The organism is Proteus myxofaciens ATCC 19692 (assembly GCF_001654855.1).
GTDB lineage: Bacteria > Pseudomonadota > Gammaproteobacteria > Enterobacterales > Enterobacteriaceae > Proteus > Proteus myxofaciens.
On the sequence record NZ_LXEN01000057.1, the window covers coordinates 1 to 19353 of the forward strand.

At 37.2% G+C, this 19353-nt stretch carries 14 protein-coding genes and 1 pseudogene; 9 read left to right on the plus strand and 6 right to left on the minus strand.

Features of this window, described 5'->3' with window-relative positions:
- The first annotated feature begins 49 nt into the window (after window positions 1-49).
- Entirely contained in the window at window positions 50-922 is an 873-nt protein-coding gene (locus M983_RS06505; RefSeq protein WP_066748864.1) for a LysR family transcriptional regulator, read from the plus strand.
- A gap of 31 nt (window positions 923-953) precedes the next feature.
- Here M983_RS06505 and M983_RS06510 read toward each other — a convergent pair whose 3' ends face one another.
- Window positions 954-1415 (minus strand): regulatory protein RecX, encoded by a 462-nt coding sequence (locus M983_RS06510; RefSeq protein ID WP_066748867.1) that lies wholly within the window; start codon window positions 1413-1415, stop codon window positions 954-956.
- A gap of 359 nt (window positions 1416-1774) precedes the next feature.
- On the opposite strand from M983_RS06510, the gene M983_RS06515 reads away from it, so the two are divergent.
- From M983_RS06515 to M983_RS06545, 7 genes are all read left to right on the plus strand, one after another.
- Window positions 1775-2761 (plus strand): hypothetical protein, encoded by a 987-nt coding sequence (locus tag M983_RS06515; RefSeq protein ID WP_066748871.1) that lies wholly within the window; start codon window positions 1775-1777, stop codon window positions 2759-2761.
- The gene (locus M983_RS06520; protein ID WP_066748874.1) at window positions 2761-3903 is read left to right on the plus strand and encodes a BamA/TamA family outer membrane protein; all 1143 of its coding nucleotides are present in this window, start codon (window positions 2761-2763) and stop codon (window positions 3901-3903) included. Before M983_RS06515 ends, M983_RS06520 begins: the two co-directional genes overlap by 1 nt.
- Complete coding sequence (locus M983_RS06525; RefSeq protein WP_066748877.1) at window positions 3903-5051, plus strand: DUF4056 domain-containing protein; 1149 nt, start codon at window positions 3903-3905, stop codon at window positions 5049-5051. Before M983_RS06520 ends, M983_RS06525 begins: the two co-directional genes overlap by 1 nt.
- Window positions 5052-5324: 273 nt before the next feature.
- Window positions 5325-6119 carry a protein bax gene (locus M983_RS06530; protein ID WP_066748880.1) on the plus strand — a complete coding sequence of 265 codons (795 nt, stop codon included), beginning with the start codon at window positions 5325-5327 and terminating at the stop codon, window positions 6117-6119.
- A 161-nt stretch (window positions 6120-6280) separates the two neighbouring features.
- Window positions 6281-7699 carry an MBOAT family O-acyltransferase gene (locus M983_RS06535; protein ID WP_066748883.1) on the plus strand — a complete coding sequence of 473 codons (1419 nt, stop codon included), beginning with the start codon at window positions 6281-6283 and terminating at the stop codon, window positions 7697-7699.
- Complete coding sequence (locus M983_RS06540; RefSeq protein ID WP_066748886.1) at window positions 7686-8888, plus strand: SGNH/GDSL hydrolase family protein; 1203 nt, start codon at window positions 7686-7688, stop codon at window positions 8886-8888. Before M983_RS06535 ends, M983_RS06540 begins: the two co-directional genes overlap by 14 nt.
- The gene (locus M983_RS06545; protein WP_066748889.1) at window positions 8863-10095 is read left to right on the plus strand and encodes an SGNH/GDSL hydrolase family protein; all 1233 of its coding nucleotides are present in this window, start codon (window positions 8863-8865) and stop codon (window positions 10093-10095) included. The genes M983_RS06540 and M983_RS06545 overlap by 26 nt, the downstream gene beginning before the upstream one ends.
- Before the next feature lie 43 nt (window positions 10096-10138).
- Here M983_RS06545 and M983_RS06550 read toward each other — a convergent pair whose 3' ends face one another.
- From M983_RS06550 to gntK, 3 genes are all read right to left on the minus strand, one after another.
- The gene (locus M983_RS06550) at window positions 10139-11092 is read right to left on the minus strand and encodes a methyl-accepting chemotaxis protein (RefSeq protein WP_066748892.1); all 954 of its coding nucleotides are present in this window, start codon (window positions 11090-11092) and stop codon (window positions 10139-10141) included.
- Between the two features lie 147 nt (window positions 11093-11239).
- Window positions 11240-12577, minus strand: a complete 1338-nt coding sequence (gene gntU, locus M983_RS06555) for a gluconate transporter (protein WP_066748899.1) — start codon at window positions 12575-12577, stop codon at window positions 11240-11242.
- A complete protein-coding gene (gene gntK, locus M983_RS06560; RefSeq protein WP_066748902.1) occupies window positions 12574-13128 on the minus strand; it encodes a gluconokinase in 555 nt (184 codons plus the stop codon). Before gntK ends, gntU begins: the two co-directional genes overlap by 4 nt.
- Before the next feature lie 395 nt (window positions 13129-13523).
- Here gntK and M983_RS06565 point away from each other — a divergent pair, with 395 nt between their 5' ends.
- Window positions 13524-13865, plus strand: a complete 342-nt coding sequence (locus tag M983_RS06565; protein WP_066748904.1) for a hypothetical protein — start codon at window positions 13524-13526, stop codon at window positions 13863-13865.
- Here the strand turns inward: M983_RS06565 and M983_RS17895 are convergent.
- Together M983_RS17895 and M983_RS06570 are read right to left on the minus strand one after the other, a co-directional pair.
- Window positions 13849-14088, minus strand: a pseudogene (locus M983_RS17895) (integrase core domain-containing protein); the annotation flags it as partial. The gene M983_RS06565 and the pseudogene M983_RS17895 sit on opposite strands and share 17 nt — an antisense overlap.
- A 281-nt stretch (window positions 14089-14369) precedes the next feature.
- A complete protein-coding gene (locus M983_RS06570) occupies window positions 14370-19337 on the minus strand; it encodes an RHS repeat domain-containing protein (protein ID WP_066748907.1) in 4968 nt (1655 codons plus the stop codon).
- Window positions 19338-19353: the final 16 nt, after the last annotated feature.

Genomic DNA, 19353 nt, shown 5'->3' on the forward strand with positions numbered 1-19353 from the left:
GGAGTTATCATGATGTATTTCATACAGATATAACTTCAATGCAAACACGATGATATTCTCTAAAAAAATAAATCAATTTTTTGCTATTGTTACAGCACAAAGCCTTGTTAAAGCGGCTGAAAAAATTAATGTTACCCCCTCAGCTTTACGCCATGGTTTAAACGAACTAGAAAGCCAAGTAGGAAAATCATTACTTAAACGTTCTAAACAAGGAATGGTATTAACGCCTGCAGGAAAAATGCTCTATGATAAACTTTATCCTTATTATGAAAAGATAAAAAATATTGAAAAACAATTTACTGAAAAATCAGGCAATAAAATCCCATTAAATATAAAATTAGATGGATTTCATTACCCTGATTTAAAAAATAAAATCTTATCTATTAAAATGAAAAATAGTCATTATGATATTTCACTAACAGAAGGTATTATCGATGATATAGAAAATGAATTAGCAGATACACAATTTGATTTAGTGATTTCATCACTTGATTTTGCCTATATAAATACTCATATTCAATCTATTAATTTATGCACTCAAAAAATTGGTTTACTATCCCATAAAGATCTATTAAATAAACATAAAAATATGTATCTATTTTTTGAAAAAGAAACATTAATTCAACGAACTAATACATTACAAAATCCTATTTTTTTATCAATACTCAATAAGTTAAAGGAGCATGATTACCGTTATCATACATTAGGTTTGACAGAAATGTCCGATGTATTACATTTTGTTAATGAAGGGGCTGGATATTGTTTTATTCCTGAGAACTCTGATTTTATTTCATCAATAACGAATAAAAATATTCATTATCTTCGTTCACCTTTTCCATTTGATATATTTTTACATCAGAAAGTCTATTTTAAAAAAGAGAATAATAAAAATTTAGAGAAAATTGCGATGCAATTAATATAATTATGTAAAATAACATAAAAAAAAAATTCAATTAAAATAACGCACTCATATATTCTGAGGTAAATCCACGATATTGCAGATAACGAATTTGTTTTGCTTTTTCTTTATAATCTTTTGGTTTTTGAGTACCAAATTTTTTCTCTTTAACTTCTTTGCATAATTCAGCCCAATCAACCTCTGTTTCTTCTAATACATTATCAATAATCTCACTAGGAAAGCCTTTTGCTCTCAGCTCTTGGCGTATCCGTAATGGACCATAAGACTTATTTAAGTAACTACGAAAAAAAGAGTGAACCGTGCGATTATCATCAAGATATTGGCTTTCTAACAATTGCGTCATCACATTCGCAAGATGTTCTTCTTCTGTTGTCGTTTCTTTCTCTCTATCACTTTCTCTTATTCTACGAGCTAAACGACGTTGTAATTCAACCGCACCATAATCACGGCGAGATAACATAAAAATCGCATACTGATAAAGCTCTTGATACGTCATGTCTTCCCCTTGATGAATATTATTTTAACCAACATTGAAAATAACTCTAAGGGAGGATAGTAACATTTTATTACGACGTTAACTTAACAATTGACTGCAAAAACCATTTATAAATAGAAAATGTAAATCGCGCTCATTCTTGTTTTTATAAAAACAGATATTTTAAGACATTTATTAAGATTACCTTATGAAATATCGATTTTTGATTTAAATATGCTCTGATAATGCTATTAAGGAGCTTTATACAAGTTTTTTTATCTAGATTTCGCACTTATAGCTGGTGACCTATTATTAAAAAGAGACTAAAATTTTTCGCTACTCTTTTTATTGGTTATTTTTTTACTTTTTGTGGGTTGTGTATGAACTTTTCTCATTTAAATAAGGTGGTACTTACTGCCTCTCTTCTAGTCTCGGGTTTCTCTTATGCTGATAGTGATACTCCTCTTTTTTCTTTAAGCGTAAGCCAATCTGGTGGCAGAGCCTTAAATAACGAGGGTTCATTAGATACTCGCCCAACAACAAGTGAATCTCGTATTTTACCTATCTGGGGTGATGAAGCCCGTGCCCGTGGTTATGATTTACCAGAGCCTTTTGGTGCAAGTTATAGCTATATGAATCTACGACAAGATATTATTGTAGATAAAATTGGCTTTATTATGCCTAAAAATCCAGAAACCGCAGAAGTCTTAAAAATAGATGCGGGTCATACTCGCGAAAAAAGCGAAACTCACATGCTAAAGCTAGATAGCTGGATTTTTCCATTTATGAATGTCTATGGTCTTTATGGCCATACTAAAGGTACCTCAAAAACAACATTAAACGGCGGTAGTTTTATGGGGTTCCCTTTACCATTTATCACTAATATGCCGTTTGAACTCGATTTTAAAGGAAATACTTATGGTGCCGGCTTTACTTTAGCAGGTGGCTATAACCAATTCTTTGGTACTTTTGATTTAAACTATACAAAAACCAGTTTAGATATTTTAGATGGTGATATTAAAGCGTTAATTATTTCCCCTCGTGTGGGTTATGAATTTGTATTTCAACCATTAATTGCAGGACAAGGTAATACCAAGCTCCAAGTTTGGACAGGGGCAATGTACCAAGATATTACGCAACGCTTTAAAGGTGATATTAATGGATTAAACTTACCACCTGCTTTTAATGCAATGATCCAAGCCTTAGATGATCCTGGAATGAAATTCGACGTTGAACAGCATCTTGCTCATAAATGGAACCAAACTGTGGGTGCTCGCTTAGAAGTCACGCGTAATTTTAATGTCATAACAGAATTAGGCTTTAATAACCGTAATAGCTTCTTTGTTTCTGGTGAGTTTCGCTTTTAATGTTTAGAAAACCTTTTATTTATGGGCTGGTATTTACCAGCCTATTTATTTCACAAACCGCACACGCAGAAATCTTCCCTGATAGAGAACAAATAGACAGATGGCTAATACAATTAGGGGGAGAAAATAAATTTGATAGTAGTAAAGGTGTCGATTGGGGAGTCTTACCCGGTCCTTTTTATACCCCTGAATTAGAACTAGGTGTTGGTGTTGCCCTTGTCGGGTTATATCAAGCTGACCATCGGCCTAATAGTAAAATGTCATCACTCTCTCTTAGCGGTTTTGGCTCTTCAACTGGGGCTTTTGGTATGACGTTTAGCAACTATACTTATCTTGCTGATGATGCTTGGCGTTTTTATTTAACTGGCGCTCTTAATAATGTCCCGATTAATTATTGGAGGCGGGGTTATAACGATGGTCGTATCAAAAAACATTTTGGGGAATATCGTTCGCAAGAGTTACATCTCACACCAACACTTCTGCGTCAGATTACTCAAAGCACCTATTTTGGATTAGGTTGGGATTACGCGAATTTACATGTAGCAGAGCCTGATACGTCCTTTAAACGCTATATGACAACACATCAGTTACCATTGCGTACCACCAGCTCGGGTCTCAGTGTTCATTTTACTTATGATACTCGTGACTTCTTACCTAATGCACATCAAGGCCAAGCATTTGATATCAGTTATACGCATTACTCTTCTGATACAGGAAGTAATAATCGGTTTAATGCAACCCAACTTCAATACAATTACTACTATCCTTTAAATAACGATGCAGTATTAGCCTTTGATAGCTATGCGAGATTAACCTCAGGTGATTTGCCTTGGAGCCAGTTATCAAAACTCAGTAATGGTCATCAAATGCGTGGCTATTATGAAGGGCGTTACCAAGATAATCATGTATTCTCAAGCCAGATTGAATATCGCCAAAAACTTAATTGGCGCCATGGTATTGCCCTATGGGCTGGCGGTGGCACATTAAGTCATCAAGCTCGCGATTTAGGTAAAGGCCATTGGTTACCTAGTGTTGGTATCGGCTATCGCTTTGAGTTTAAACCAAGAATGAATGTTCGTCTTGATTTTGGCGTAGGTAAAGAAAGCACTGGGTTTTATTTCCAAGTTGGCGAGGCTTTTTGATGTTAAAACGATTTCTAACGCTGACCCTTATCACTGTGCTGATTTCGGGTTGTACTCACGTTACCCCTGTTGATAGCATTGAAGCTAATCTTAGCACTCAAACAACAGAAGAAGCCTCACAAATTTGGTCAGTACCAAAGCCTCTTAATGCACCTAATGGATTAAGGCCATGTTGCGCCTTTGGTTATGATCTTAAAGTTAAAGCATGGGGTATACCCGTTCCTTTTTATCGTATTGATAATATTGTTGAGAAAGACAAATTAGGCCTTCATCGCTATAACGATAATTTTTGGTTAGGAACCGCCGCAGTTTTAGGTTTTGGTAACGAAAAATCAGGCTTACTTTATTCACATAAAGGCGGGTTTCTTGATATCGCCCATATTCGTGATACCGCTGATTATACTTATTACTTATTTAGCCACATTTATCCTAACCTTGGTAAAGAGTGGACACTCACGCTCAGTGATGAATTAGCACAGCGTAAAATTCATTTTACAGAGTTTACCCCTCCTAAAGATGCTATGAAGCGCTATACATTAAGCGCCTACCTTGCTGCTAGATTGGGCTTTCAGTTAGCCGTGTGGCATGAAATTGCGCAGTGGTATGGTTTTCGTTCAGTGCCTGGATTTTCTGAAGGTATTTCTGCTTTTTCACCTGAAGATCTCTACTCTAACCTCATTGGTGCTCGCCTTTCCTTAACGCTAATCCTTAAAGGGCATGCAACAACACTCGAACAATATAATCATTCAATGCAAGCCATCATACCTTCAGCACTAGACTTTTTAGAATCACAACCTAGAGAAAAAACTCAGCAGTGGTTTGATGTGATTGATAAACAATGGTGGGATAGTCAGCGACGTGTCCCTGAAAAATTTTTAGTTCTAAAGCGTGATTATCACACTGAAGATGTACGCTATCCTATTCTGCCTTTTGAAGAAAATACGCTACCGCACTTGCTCACATTACCTCATTTTTATCACGACTATAATTTAAATCAATTAGCAGAATTTCAGCTTCATCCAACAAATCATATGAAAGATTTGCCTATACCAACAACTTATTGGACTGACGCGGATTTCACTGATTTAGCAGAAAAAGCCCAAGAATTTGATCGAAAAACACAGCCAAAAATCGCTGAAAATGACTAATATTTAGACAAGTTTATCTATTTTAAAATAGGATTTTTGGCTAAAATTAACTTTAATCACCTTTTTTTTCATAAAAAAAGCTAAACATTAACTATTGTAAGCATTTTTTGTTAAAGAAAAAATCAATTATAAAACGGTAAGTTCCAGCATTATGCTCGATATGTCATACATATAATTCGTAGTAATCCTAATGTGAGGCGATATTTTGTAGCTATGAAAAAAGTAATTTGCTAGTATTCGTTCGATTTTTATCCAGTTAAACGAGGAGAAGCAATGCCCTCTCAATTGATGAGGACAAGTGCCGTCTTCGCTTTCTTGATTTCACTACTATTTGCTGGTGTAAGCTCTGCTTCAACCAGTACCGCCGGTTCTCAAATAATGCAGGCGTATTCTTTCAAAAAAGCATCGACAGCGCTGCCTGATTTGAAAAAATATCCTTCGGGAACACCGCGTAAGAAAGCGTTTTTAAATGTCATCGTTCCTATTATTGACAATGTTAATAATAAGATATTGAGGGATCGTCAGTGGTTACTTGCTCAGCAAAAATCTCAACATTGGGGTAGTGCAGAGCTAAAAAAATTACGCGAAATCTGTCAATACTATGGCGTTACATGTACCAGCCCCAAGAAAGTAAATTGGAATTCGTTACTGACTCGCGTTGATATTATTCCGACACACTTTGTCGCAACGCAAGCAGCTACCGAATCAGGTTGGGGAACATCAAAGTTGGCACAACAAAATAACAATTTATTCGGTATGCGATGCGCTAGCAGTTCTTGCAACAATGTTCGTGGTAAAACGAAAGGCTATGCCTCTTACTCCGACGTTGAAAGCTCAGTAATTGCTTATATGCGTAATCTTAACACACACCGTGCTTATACTTCTTTGCGCTCCTCAAGGGCACAACAAAGGATGACACAACAGCAACTTGATCCACGCCAGTTAATCACCGACTTAAAAGGGTATTCTGAGCTAGGCGCAAGTTATAATGATTACCTTACCGAAATTCTTGATTCTAACAAAAAGCTGATTACTCAAGCTCAGTTATTATCAAAACAAGAAAGCTAAGTTAAATAGGCTTTCATAAGGTATAAAGCCACTTTTCTTTATCAGGAAAAGTGGCTTTTATTTATGGCAAGATAATCTTTTGATTGAAAGCCCGCAAATAATTCATAATATAGGAGTAACACGTTTGGTATGACTTTTAAATCACACCCTTAGAGCCATTTATGAATTTTTTTTCATTCGAGTTTCTCGGAGCCTTTGTAAGTTTTTTTATTATCTACTGGCTCTTTCAAAAGCAGGTTAAAATACAAAATATCTTACTAATCTTAGTAAGTTATGCTTTTATATTTTATGTTGACTATCGTCCTGCCCTTATCTTATTAAGTTACACCCTCTTAATTTACTTATTTGCAAATATTTTAACGCGATATACCTCGGCTAAAGTGATTTATTGGTTACTTGGCTTATTAGTCGCGGGCTACTTTATTGCCTTTAAGTACTACTCATTTTTCCAAGAATCACTGACACAAGTATTTCAACAATGGGGATTGAGTATTGAACTGCCCCTTATCGAATTACTTGCGCCATTAGGGCTTTCTTTCTATATTTTCCACTCTGTCAGCTATGTTGTGTCAGTGTGTAAAAAAGAAATTCCAAAAGCACCGTTTCTTGATGTTGTGCTTTATTTATGCTTTTTCCCAAGTATTGTCGCAGGGCCTATCAATCGCGCTAAAACGTTTTTACCGCAAATTCAAGCATCACATCGTAAAATTATCGATTATAAAGGTGCTTTAATGTTGATTGTTTTGGCTATCGCAAAACTGTTTTGGTTAAGCGGCTGGTTTTCAACAAATTATGTTAACCCCGTATTTGATGCGCCTGATTTAGCGCAAAGTGGGCAAGTATTAACGGCAATTTATGCCTATGCATGGCATATCTATTTTAATTTCTCAGGTTATACCAATTTGGTAACGGGAATTGCCTTGTTACTTGGATTTATTGTTCCTCGTAACTTTAATGCCCCTTATTTAGCGATTAACTTAGCTGATTTTTGGCGCCGTTGGCATATTAGCCTTTCTACCTTTATTCGTGATTACATCTATATTCCATTAGGGGGTAATCGCAAAGGAGTTATCAGACAGAATTTTAATGCATTTGCGGCTATGGTTATTTCTGGCTTATGGCATGGTGCTGCGATGACCTTTATTATTTGGGGAGCTATTCACGGAATTGGTGTTGTTTTACTCAATATCAAACATCGTTTATTTCCGGCGCGTAAAGATGCACCCGCTAGTGCGTTATCGTCATTAAATATGTTGCTATCATGGATAATTACATTTCATTTTGTCTGTTTTGCGTGGATCTTTTTTCGCAGTCAAACCGTCAGTGATGCTTTTGTTTTAATCCACCAGCTCTTTAGTGCCGGAGCTTGGGAATCATTACAAGCCGAAGGATTAACCCTGATTATGTTCTGGGGGCTTTTTTTACTCTATCCCGCGTTTGTCACATTTAGGGATATCGTTATTCGCCTAGAGAAAAGAGTGCCATGGTATGTTTACCCTCTACCTCTAGCACTGATCCTTACAATTATCTTTATGTTGTCTCCAGATGGGGTTCCGGGATTTATTTATGCCAGCTTTTGATTTCTGCTCAAATATAAAAAAGACAGTAAAAGTGGCTTTCATGGTCGTTATTACTACCTTGTGCTTAATTTGGCTAAACCAAACTTCGTTAGAACGCTTTTGGCAACAGCAATATCATCGGCCTGCGCCTTGGTCTGGGCTTTCTCAATATTATCCTTGGCAAATCGGTGGACAACTGCGTGATGGTATTTTTGTTGCTTTAGGAAGCTATAATGATTACCTACGCACTCATCATCCTGATAATCAAGCCAAGCCAAATAAAGCGCCAGTACAAACCGATCAACTACCTGAAGGTTTTGCTGTGGGTTTACACTTTATTAATGGCTATACACGCCCTGCTTATCAGCTAACAGAGCGTTTTCCGCAATTATTGCAACGCCAACATGCAATGGGTGCACTACGTTATACGTCTTCAACGGATATTTCTAATGTCGCACTTGAAGCCCATAAGCCGATTGTGCAAAAAACAGAAGTGATTTTAGCCCCTGAAGATAAAGTGCTCTTTGCTGGTGATTCTATGATGCAAGGTGTAGCGCCTCTATTAAAACGCCAACTTCAATCAGACTATAAAATTAGTAGTATTGATTTAAGCAAACAAAGCACCGGTTTAGCCTATCCTCGCTTTTTCAATTGGCCCCAAACCATTGCTAATCGATTAGCGAGTGATAGTTCGATAAAACTACTTATCGTTTTCTTAGGTCCTAATGATCCTTGGGATATGCCACCTGAAGGCGGAGGTCGTTATTTGAAATTTGCCAGTAAAGAGTGGGATGCGCTGTATCGATCACGCGTTGCTGGCATTATGGAAAATGCACGACTCAATGATGTTACTGTTATTTGGGTAGGCCCACCTAATATGCGCAAACAAAAATTATCAGAAGGCATGGCTTACCTTGATACACTTTTCCGTGAAGAAGCAGAAAAACAAGGTGAAATTTATCTTTCAGTCAATGATATGTTTAAATATGAGAAAGATATTTATTCTGATTATATGGGCGATGGTAGTAGTCGCGTCAAATTAAGAGCGGGTGATGGTATTCACTTTAGCTTAAAAGGTCAGCAAATTATTGCTCAACACGTATTCTCTCGTATTTATCGTCAAGAAGACGTTAAAGATGGTATGCAAGAGGATGATGTAAAAGATAAACAAATGGTCACTCAAAATGAAACACATAGTGCGCATCCTTAAGCCTAAAACCTTAGTGAGTAGCTCTATCATACTCGCTTTGGTTTCGCTCTTAGTGGCTTGTAATCAAGATAAAGAAAAAACCGTCAAACTTGTCACACCGACGGTATTGCCAGCTGATGGCTCAAGACAGCTCTATAACTTTTATGATCCTAACTTTAAAGGCTTTGTTAAAAAGTTACAGCAAGGTCGTCAAAATGTACATATTGTGCAATTAGGTGATTCACATACTGCGGCTGATTTCTTTAGTGGCAAACTGCGTGAACGTTTCCAAGCAGATTATGGCGATGGAGGAATTGGTTTTATCCCACCAACCAATATCCCAGGTCAGCGCACTGCAAATGTGCAATATCAAAGCGACAAAAAAGCCTGGGGATTAATCTCAAGCCGCAAAGATACTGATCCTGATTTTCCACTCGGTGGTTTTATCAGTGTTCCTGAATCTAAGTGGTCAACATTGCAATTAGCTGAAAATCCAGTGACTCAGCAACAGTATCAATTACAAGCGTTATATAAAGCCCCTACAGCCTCACAAATCAATATTAAATCGTCAGGTAGTAAAGTACTATCACTGACACAAACTCATGGTCAATGGCAGTTTTCTAGACCTGTCTCTATGACATTCCCAGTGAGTATTACCGTGAATAAAACACAGCCAATTAAATTAGGTGGCTGGCTTATCACTAACCAAAAACCGGGTGTAATGTTATCTACACTAGGTATTAATGGTGCATCCATTAATATGCTAGATAAATGGGGAACTCAATGGTCTGAAACCTTAGGCCAGTTAAAACCCGATATGGTAATTTTGGCATATGGTACAAATGAAGCCTTCAATGATACCTTTGATTTGGATGCGTATCGCCAATTACTCACAGAAAAGATCCGTCAAATTCGGCGAGTTGCACCTAATAGCGCCATTTTACTAGTTGGCCCTTCTGATTCTATTAAAAATAAAGATGCCTCTGATTGTCGTTCACAACAACCACAATGGTTAACTGGCATTGTCAAAATTCAAAAAGAAGTTGCTCAACAAGAAAAAACGCTATTTTGGGATTGGCGTGATTATATGGGAGGAGAATGTTCGATAAAAGCATGGTCACTGTATGATTTAGCAAGACCAGATGGCGTTCATCTTTCACGTGAAGGCTATGAAAGTAGCGCAAATACGCTATATAGCCAATTATCAGCACTGATTAATAAGTCTTAAACTCGCAACAACGACGTCTCTATAAAAGGCGTCGTTGTGTGTATTATGCTTTTTCACTCATAAAAGGATGTGATTCCAATAGCTTATCAATATACTGAATAACATGAACACTCGCCTCTTCCATTTGTGCAATGTAGTTATTTACCGCTTCTTGATCCCCTGCTAAATTCGCTGCTAGCGCTAAACGACCGCATTGATGCACCTTTTTATGGGGCTCTTCCAAGCGACGAAATGCCTCTGTACCTGCAAATTTACGACCATCACCTTCGTAATACCATTTACCTAAACGACATTGTGTATGTTGATTAACGCAGTTTTCGCCATCATTATTTAATAAGTGGACATAAATCGCTTCTTTCCATAAAACGTGATCAATTTTTACAGTATTAAAAAACTGTTGCATTGAGATAAATAGAAAAAGGTGTTTTAACTCATTGGCTTGTTCTGCGAGTGCAATTAAATTAGCACTACCTACTTTGACTATCTCTTTCACCTGCATTAATTGTTCTTTATTTTTTAATGTATTTTCTTTCACTGGTGCAAAACGTGTACTCAAATTATTATTAATAGAGCCAATTTCAGAAGCTTGATGCTGTATTTCAAGCGATAGCTTTTTCATTTCTTGTGCTAATACTGAAAACCCTGCACCTTCTTGCCCTATATGCCCAGCCTCTATCGCAGAATTAATAGAAAGAATATTTGCCTGACTCGCCAATCTATCAATGTTATCAGCACTATTTTTGATTTTTTTGAGCCATTGTGAGAAGTTTTCAATCTCTGTTTGGCTATTTGATAGATGTACCTCAATTTCATTTAAAAATTGAGCTAACGTTTGTGAATTTTCAACCATATCATTGAAAAGTTGCTCCATTCTTTCTAACAAATCCAACTTATCATGTAACTGTTGGCTAGAGGCCAAAATTGAGTCTCTAATTAGTGTAATGGTATGAATATTACAATTAGTATGTTGAATGAAAAGACCGCTATAGTTGACCATTGAATATGATTTCCAAATTATTATATCCATAAATAAGTCATTAGATTAATGAATCAGTGATTATTTTCTGTCATATTTCGTTGGCATTTATAGCAATGAAAAATGGCGCAATAAAATTGCGCCATTTGTGAGAAAGAGAAGAGATTATTATAAGAAAGCGAAGAAAATCATACCAATAACAGCACCAGTAGTCCCTAAAATCGTCTCCATTAATGACCAAGTTTTTAAGGTTTGCGCTTCTGTTGCACCTGTGAACTTACCATATAGCCAGAACCCTGAATCGTTCACATGGCTAAGGATAATTGAACCACCCGCAATACAGATAGATAGAGCAGCCATTTGTGCACTACTGTAACCCAGTTCACCAATAACAGGTAACACTAAACCAACTGTGGTTAAACACGCAACCGTTGCTGAACCTTGGATAACACGAACTGCGCCAGATAATACAAAGCAAGCAAGTGCAATTGGCATACCTGCACCAATTAATGCATTACCTAAAGCTGAGCCCACACCTGAATCGACAAGAACTTGTTTAAATACACCACCAGCACCCGTAACAAGTAAGATAATACCTGCGGGTTGAATAGCGGCAGAACAAATCTCCATCACTTTTTCTCTACTCATACCACGGCGAATAGCTAAGCCATAAATAGCCACTAAACAAGCAACAAGAATAGCGATAAACGGATGGCCAATAAATTCAAGAATTTTATAAGTTTGAGTACCTTCTTCAACAAAACGTGCACCAATAGTTTTACAACCTACCAAAATTAATGGCAGTAACACTAATGCAAGGCTGAAACCAAAAGAAGGCATTTTACTCTGACCTAAGCTTGGTTCTTCTAAATCAGCAGGTAGCTCTAACGTAACATAACGGCTAATAAAGTTACCAAAAATTGGACCTGCTAATAACATACTTGGTACAGCGGCACATAAACCGATTAAAATCATCCAACCAAAATCAGCACTCATTTGGTCAGCAAGTAACATCGGTGTTGGTCCTGGTAATAAGAACGCAGCAGCTGCGGCAACACCGGCAAAAAGTGGAATGGCCATTTTCACGACATTACCACCAGTACGACGAGCGACTGCAAACACAACACCAATTAATAAAACAACGGCAACATCAAAGAAAAGAGGTAATGCACAAATTAATCCTGCTACACCTAATGCATAGTTGGCGCGTTTTTCGCCAAAATACTTAAGCAAACGTACGGCAATTTGGTCTAATGCACCCGTTTCATGCAAAATTTTACCAAACATTGCCCCTAAGGCGACAACGATAGATAAGAATCCTAATGTACCACCCATCCCATTTTGCATGGTTTGTGTAATTTGCTCTAATGGCATACCAGAAAAAATACCCGCACCGATAGCCACAATCATTAACGCGATAAAAGCATGTAAACGCGCATACATAACAAAAAAGAGCAGTAATAAAACGGAGCCAACTGCCGTTAGCACAAGCGTTAATGTACTCATACTTTGCACCCCTCAGAAGCAGTTTCAGCCACTGAATGAATAGTTTTTATTGTATTTTCAATCACATCATCAAGCGTTGCTGAAATATCAATTTTATACACATCTTTTTCAGCATCTGTTGGCTCTTCTAACGTTTCAAATTGCGTAACAAGCATTTGTGGCTTAAAGAAGTGTCCTTTACGTGCTTTTAAACGCTCTTCAATTAAAGTGTAATCACCTTTTAAATATAAAAAGTGCAGACATTTATTGCCGTCTCTTAACATATCGCGATACTGTTTTTTTAATGCAGAGCAGACAATAAGAGACAGATTATTCGTTCTTTGCATCGCAAAGGCGGCATCATTAAGTGCCTTTAACCAAGGTTTGCGATCTTCATCATTCAACGCATGTCCTGAAGCCATTTTAGTAATATTAGAACGAGGGTGAAGAAAATCGCCATCTAAAAATGCTGCACCTGTACGTTGTGCAACTCCACTTGCAACAGCAGATTTACCGCTACCAGATACCCCCATTAAGATAAACACATGGTGTAGGGATTGGGTATCGCTCATATATTGCTCCTTTAAGACTAATATTAAGTCTTTTATAAAATGTTACCAGTAACTGTTACGGGTAACATACTCGATCACTAAAGGTCACTACAACAGCAAAAAGTGACTTAGCAATGAAAGTGTGAAGCTTCTCGCAAATGAATTGTAAAAATACAACAAAGTCACAACAAACGTTCTAAGGTCTTTGCAACTTTTAGCGGGTGTTATTTAAGTGTGAACATAGTTGTGAGCAGAGCATAGAAGCGCTCTGATGGAATTTGATAAACGGTTTTGATTTGTAAATAAATTTGTTTGATATGATGAATATTCGCCCTAATTAAGATATCACTTAGTTTAATATTTTTTATAATTAAGCTAATATCCCGGTATAAAAAATCATCATTAAAGACTCATTAATGCCTGAATTTTATATTCAAGGAAAAGGTGAAGGAGAAGGAAGAACAACCGAGGTCGGTCAACTCACAACGGTTTGGGTTTCTATAACACCGGCTAGACCCTTTATGGAAGCCCATTCGTTATCCTATGCACCACCTAAATCAATTGTATTACCAAAACCTATATTGAAACCGACCGCGACTCAGTCTCAGCGTGTTTTCGATGCAGCCAAAGATCTGGCTACCGCCTCTAGGTGGGGAATTTTAGGATTACTCTTTCACTCAGAACCCGCGGGTGATCCAAACGAAGATCAACTTTTTATCGGTAGTATTCTGCACAACAAAATTAGGACACTTTTCTGAAGGAGTTTTCATACGCCACTGGCGATAAATAATAATTAGCCGTGTGTAATCGCGTTAAATTGTAATAACGAAGATAATCCAGTACGTCTTCCGGGCAATTGGCATGCGATCTTTTAAATAATCAATCATGTTTTAAGCTGCCAAAAAAACGTTCAATAACTGCATTATCCCAGCATGCACCCACATCGCCTTGACTTGAGCGCATATCATAACTTTTCAATAATGTTGTGCTTTAATAAATATGGACACTTTGATACGAAAAAGGCTTTTCAGTATGTTAGGACGTGATACTCGGCTCTTGAGCTTCAATAATGACAAAGCCTACCCATTTCTAAGATAAAACACTTAAACGTCACCTACATAGCAAGCGATTTCATGTTTAAAATACCAAAACACAGTTTAAACAGTTTGAAAAAATTTCCTACTATGCAGGTGGTTCAATAACACTAAATCATTTATAAGATTAGACAATGGAACAATGAGTCTTCAATTTACTCACTCTGTTTATAAGCCTATATTAGTACGTTGAGGATAAAATACGCGTGGTGTTACTTTTTGCCTATCAGAGAATAAACTTAAGGGATTATATTTACTTCGAAGCTTAGATATTTTGAATTTTGGGTTTTCTAGTTCATTCATATTCGAATTTTTTATTATAGGTGTAAAAATTGCATCTTTAGAGAACCCTCGAACAGGCCTTTGCAACTCATTAGCGACAGATTGTGCATAGCATTTTGAATGACAGCAAACCAAATTAAGAACACCATTGTTTGCTGTTAAATCAATAGTCTGATTTGCGACTCGAGTATTTAAGACCTCCTGAACTGTTTGTGCAAGCGTTTCAGGTGTTGCCATAGTCATATTATCTAGCTCTACACGTGATCTTTTGAGTCCTATGGCTGTTACCTCATCCCATCCCCCTACTTGCATACTTCCGTTTGGATGCCCATGCATGAGCAAAGCTTCTTCACCGGTACCACGAAAATTATTTGTGTAACCATGATATGAATACTTTGTGTGAATCGTTTTTATATTTTTACTTCGATCAACCACTGTTGCTTTACCATTAGGGAAATATATAACCTCTCTTGAGAGGGCGTGTCCAGCCAGTTCCATCTCAGTAGCAGGGTTAATATTTGTTGCTAGCCTACTGACGCTCGTTCCCGCGAGCCCGACACTAGAAATACCTAATCCCAAAGATACCCAGCCTAGCACTGAAGATGCTTCTGGTTTCTTATCTGCTAATGCAATACTCATTATTCCTGTAACATCAGCTGCCAATCCTGTCGTCAGAGAAACTATTGCGCCAATTGCCAGAGATGAAGATGCCCCGAGAGTAATTGTACTTGTTATAATACCTATAATCCCAGCGAATAATCCAGCTATACCTGTTTTACTTATATGTCCTGATGGGTCTGTATTATTGATAGGGTCACCAAGACAATAGGCATACGAATTCATTCCACCTTGATTGAATGGACTAAAACTATCTGGACAATTAAACCGCATTAACACAGGGTTATAAGCACGATAACCATTCCCTAAGTGATAGGTTCCACTAATGAGATCTGTAAATTCGCCATTAAATCCTGGCAATTCACGATTTATGGAACCACTGCCATAGGGTGACCAAGCATGAACATCACCAGATGATTGCTCTGGGCTACGTGACCATAGCAGACTATTATTCTGATCCGTTTCGGTTAATACTATTCGACCATTGTCATTAATCCCGATACATTTATTTCCTTCTTTAATCAAACGGCTTAATGTATTTTCTGGGAAATTAACATGATTTACAGGGTTATCATCGCGGTAATAAATATCTCGTCGTTCTGAATCTGAATATCCCTGACTGACTAAACGATTTAAGGCATCATAAGAATATTGACCTTCATTACAGGTCTGTAATCGGCCTAATACATCATAGGTTAAATGTCGGCCAGATTCATCCGTTATCATGCGACCTTCTGAATCATAAGTAAGCTGAATTTCTGCGGGGTAAGAAGAATGAGTATGTGTCACTTTTGTCAGTTGCACCGGATCCTTGTCATTTTCATAATAAAAAATGGCAATATCACGTGTATTATCTGATAAATAAGTTTCAACTTTGAGGAGATTATTTAAGCAATCATAGTCATAACTTTGTGATTTCATATTATAACCATAAGCATCAACTGGCAGTTGTTCACCTTCTACTGAATAGTTGACAAGCCTGTTACGTACATCATAAACGTATTGCTCTTTTTTAACTAGCCGACCATTTAACTTAGTTTCACGTTCAATTATCTGGTCTTGTGATGACCAGGTCTGTTGTACTATCAGCTCCTGACCGTCACTATCTTTAAGTGTCTGTTTGGTTTCACGGCTAAAATCATCATACTCAAAATGAGTCGTTACAGTGATACCCGATTGTGAGTTTGTGACAATTTTAGTTTTTATTCGGCTAAAATCATCATAACCATAAGTACTGCTTAGAGTATCATCAGTCAGACTAATTATTCTGCCTTGTGTATCATAATCATAATGTGTTCGATGTCCTGAAATATCGGTGTATGAAATAACAGAACCTGACAAGGAATACTCATATTCCATGGTTTTAGGTTGTTCGGCACCTAATGCAATTTTTTCTTCAATCAAACCTCCAGCTATTGACCACTTATTATCTTTAAAATTATTGCCTTCTTCCATTCTGATAAGCTGGTTACCTAAAGAGGTGTATTCAAATGATTGTTTTACTTTTGGAATGAGTGACGTTGTATTATCAAAGGCTGAGAGATCTTTAACCACGTAATCTAATTCTGGAATATATGTTTTCTCAATACGACCACCAGATGGGGTCAATATCTGGGAAGGAAACATATTCGAATCTTTATAGCGATAGGTTGTTGACCGCCCTCCAACGCGTTCTTTAGTCACACGCCCCAGCCCATCGAGCTCTCGTTCACCAATAAGCCATGTGTTCTCTTTACCGTCAGATTGGGTACCAGTGACGTATATTTTAGACGGTAGTTCATCCATCAAGTAAGGGGGATATTCTTTCGTGATCTTCGTCCCATCTGGAAGGGTATTACTTAATTCACGTCCTAATTCATCATAGGTAAAGAGTGTTATGTGACCTTGTTCATTGACAACACGACGAAGTTGTCCATAACCGTCGTATAAGTAGTCACTATAAGCGTTTATTCGGTTTGCCGAATCTTTTAATTCGCTACGATAAGGTAGCATATTTAAAGGATCTAATCGGGTAATTGTCTTACCACTATTCTTATTTATTTTCGATGTTGAGTATTGTTCCTGGATTAATTTAATGGGGTCTATATCAGTAATATCCGTTCCTAATGTAGATACTGTTATACGATTATTTAGTCCCCATCGACCATATTCAGCATTAGTACGGATATTTGCTAGAGGGGTGGAATTGGTTGACGTAGTCAGCCAATCGTTAACTTGTCCAGTGATTTCTTTACCAAGCAGATCATATGATTTGGATGAGACTAGATACCATTTTTTGGAATTATCAGGATCATATTGATGCCGCTCAATTTCACGACCGAGGCTATCAAAATAGGTTTTTTCCTGTTGATTCAATGAATTTTTGACTAGAGTGACGAGACCTGTGGGTTCAATAATATACTCATACCGTATTGCAAATTCATAATCTGTTCCAACTGCAGATACCGTTTCAATAAGGCGACCGAGTTTATCATAAGCATAATTTGTTTTGATATTGTTTGAGTTAATTTCGCTGACAATATTGTTAGAATAGCAAGATTGTGTTTGCTGGGTGACTTGCGTCAAACCGTCATGGGTTATGTTTGTCGTCGTCTGTGTCAAAAGGCCATCAGTAAGTCTAGTATTAATTTCGGTGCGTTGTTGATACGATTTTGTTGAATTAGGCGTATATTTATCGAATAACTGAGTAATAACTCGCCCAAATTGAGGATCGCCTAGCTCAGTGTTATAAAAGGTAAAAATTTTAAATAACGGATTTTGTCCGTTGTATTCTGTTAATGATGTTTGGACAATGGCGCTAGTATCGCCTAATCGGCCATAGGTGAACACCGAACTCCTTTCTGGCATACTATATTCACTGTCGATTGGATAAGTGATTTTCTTTTTTAAAAAACGCACAAAACCATTTGGATCAGGGGGACAATGACCATCCTCTCCTTCAGCGGGATAGTAAATATATTCTGTAATTAGGCCATTAGAGGCCTTTTCTTTGATTAAATTACCAAAATCATCAAATTCCGTTAATGTAATATCTGTTCGAGTACGTTCATTTAATGCCAGCGAATTATCAGTGTAGGTCGTTGTCACTTTTTTGGGCAACTGGAATTGGGTTGGTTGGCTTTCAAAAGGCCTGCCTGTTATCATGTTATAAACTGTCTCGACTACTGATGAGCAGCCACTCCCAACCAATTGTTTATCTTCCTTAATTTGAAGATGGTAATTGCCGTATGTTCTCAATACTTTCATGAGTGGCGAACCATTTTTATCTACGACTGTTTCTGTACTACTATATTGATAGTCGCTTACCATACCATAAAGAAAGTCAGTATCTTTATTCCAGGAACTGCTACTATTTCCGCCAAAACCAAGAAAATTTTTATCCGAAAAAACATAGCGTCTATCACTGATTAATTCTCCACCAGTTCCCGTTTGCCAGTAACGAGAAACATAAGGTAAGCGGGGATTATGACTACCTAATGGAAATTGGTGACCATTCTGATTGTAAATTACCCGATCTTTTAAGCCGGTAGGCGAGGTCACCGTAGTTAATCGCTTATTATTATACTCAAAGCTCCAGCTCAACGCGGGGTCAACATTGAGATTAGAGGCTGAAATCAGAAATTCATTCTGTATTTTTAATTTTATGACATAGTGCTCTGAAGATTTAGGCCAAACATTAAAGTTAACACCAGCAGCAGTATAATTAATCACTAGTAAATCAGAAAATTCATCACTGATTGCAAGTAACCGTTTATTATTACCAAAAATTTCCCACTTAAGTGACATTTCGCGATTTCCTGGTGACTTAATGGTTTCTGTCACTTTGATATCACCCCCTTTTTTGGGCGCAGTAAGTCGCTCAATTGTTCCATCTTTGTGATAAATATAGTAACCATCATCCTGCACCTTGATGCGAAAATGTTGAGGTTTTGCATAAAGGATATTGATTTTATTGCCTACCTCGGTGACTTTATAACTCTCACCTGTTGACAATTGTAATGTCTTAGTACTCTTATCATAACGAGAGAATAATAATGAAAAACCAGAGCCAAAACCAATATTCGTCGTTGTTAGTGGTGAATAGGCCAACCCAATATTGAGATTAGGCCCTAATCCTGCATTTCCTATTAATGTTGCTATGGAAAACTGGTAGTTATACATTCCTGTTCGTGGGTCAACACTTCCTGAAGAAGCACTGATAAAATTGGAAGAGAATGAGGTAAAGTCTGCTGACATAATTAATCCTTAATTC

Excerpts from the sequence above, each read along its gene's own strand:
- M983_RS06570 (WP_066748907.1), bottom strand. The coding sequence starts at position 19,337 with ATGTCAGCAGACTTTACCTCATTCTCTTCCAATTTTATCAGTGCTTCT.
- M983_RS06540 (WP_066748886.1), top strand. The coding sequence starts at position 7,686 with ATGCCAGCTTTTGATTTCTGCTCAAATATAAAAAAGACAGTAAAAGTG.
- M983_RS06565 (WP_066748904.1), top strand. The coding sequence starts at position 13,524 with ATGCCTGAATTTTATATTCAAGGAAAAGGTGAAGGAGAAGGAAGAACA.
- M983_RS06505 (WP_066748864.1), top strand. The coding sequence starts at position 50 with ATGATATTCTCTAAAAAAATAAATCAATTTTTTGCTATTGTTACAGCA.
- gntU (WP_066748899.1), bottom strand. The coding sequence starts at position 12,577 with ATGAGTACATTAACGCTTGTGCTAACGGCAGTTGGCTCCGTTTTATTA.
- M983_RS06535 (WP_066748883.1), top strand. The coding sequence starts at position 6,281 with ATGAATTTTTTTTCATTCGAGTTTCTCGGAGCCTTTGTAAGTTTTTTT.
- M983_RS06520 (WP_066748874.1), top strand. The coding sequence starts at position 2,761 with ATGTTTAGAAAACCTTTTATTTATGGGCTGGTATTTACCAGCCTATTT.
- M983_RS06515 (WP_066748871.1), top strand. The coding sequence starts at position 1,775 with ATGAACTTTTCTCATTTAAATAAGGTGGTACTTACTGCCTCTCTTCTA.
- M983_RS06510 (WP_066748867.1), bottom strand. The coding sequence starts at position 1,415 with ATGACGTATCAAGAGCTTTATCAGTATGCGATTTTTATGTTATCTCGC.
- M983_RS06525 (WP_066748877.1), top strand. The coding sequence starts at position 3,903 with ATGTTAAAACGATTTCTAACGCTGACCCTTATCACTGTGCTGATTTCG.
- M983_RS06545 (WP_066748889.1), top strand. The coding sequence starts at position 8,863 with ATGAAACACATAGTGCGCATCCTTAAGCCTAAAACCTTAGTGAGTAGC.
- gntK (WP_066748902.1), bottom strand. The coding sequence starts at position 13,128 with ATGAGCGATACCCAATCCCTACACCATGTGTTTATCTTAATGGGGGTA.
- M983_RS06550 (WP_066748892.1), bottom strand. The coding sequence starts at position 11,092 with ATGGTCAACTATAGCGGTCTTTTCATTCAACATACTAATTGTAATATT.
- M983_RS06530 (WP_066748880.1), top strand. The coding sequence starts at position 5,325 with ATGCCCTCTCAATTGATGAGGACAAGTGCCGTCTTCGCTTTCTTGATT.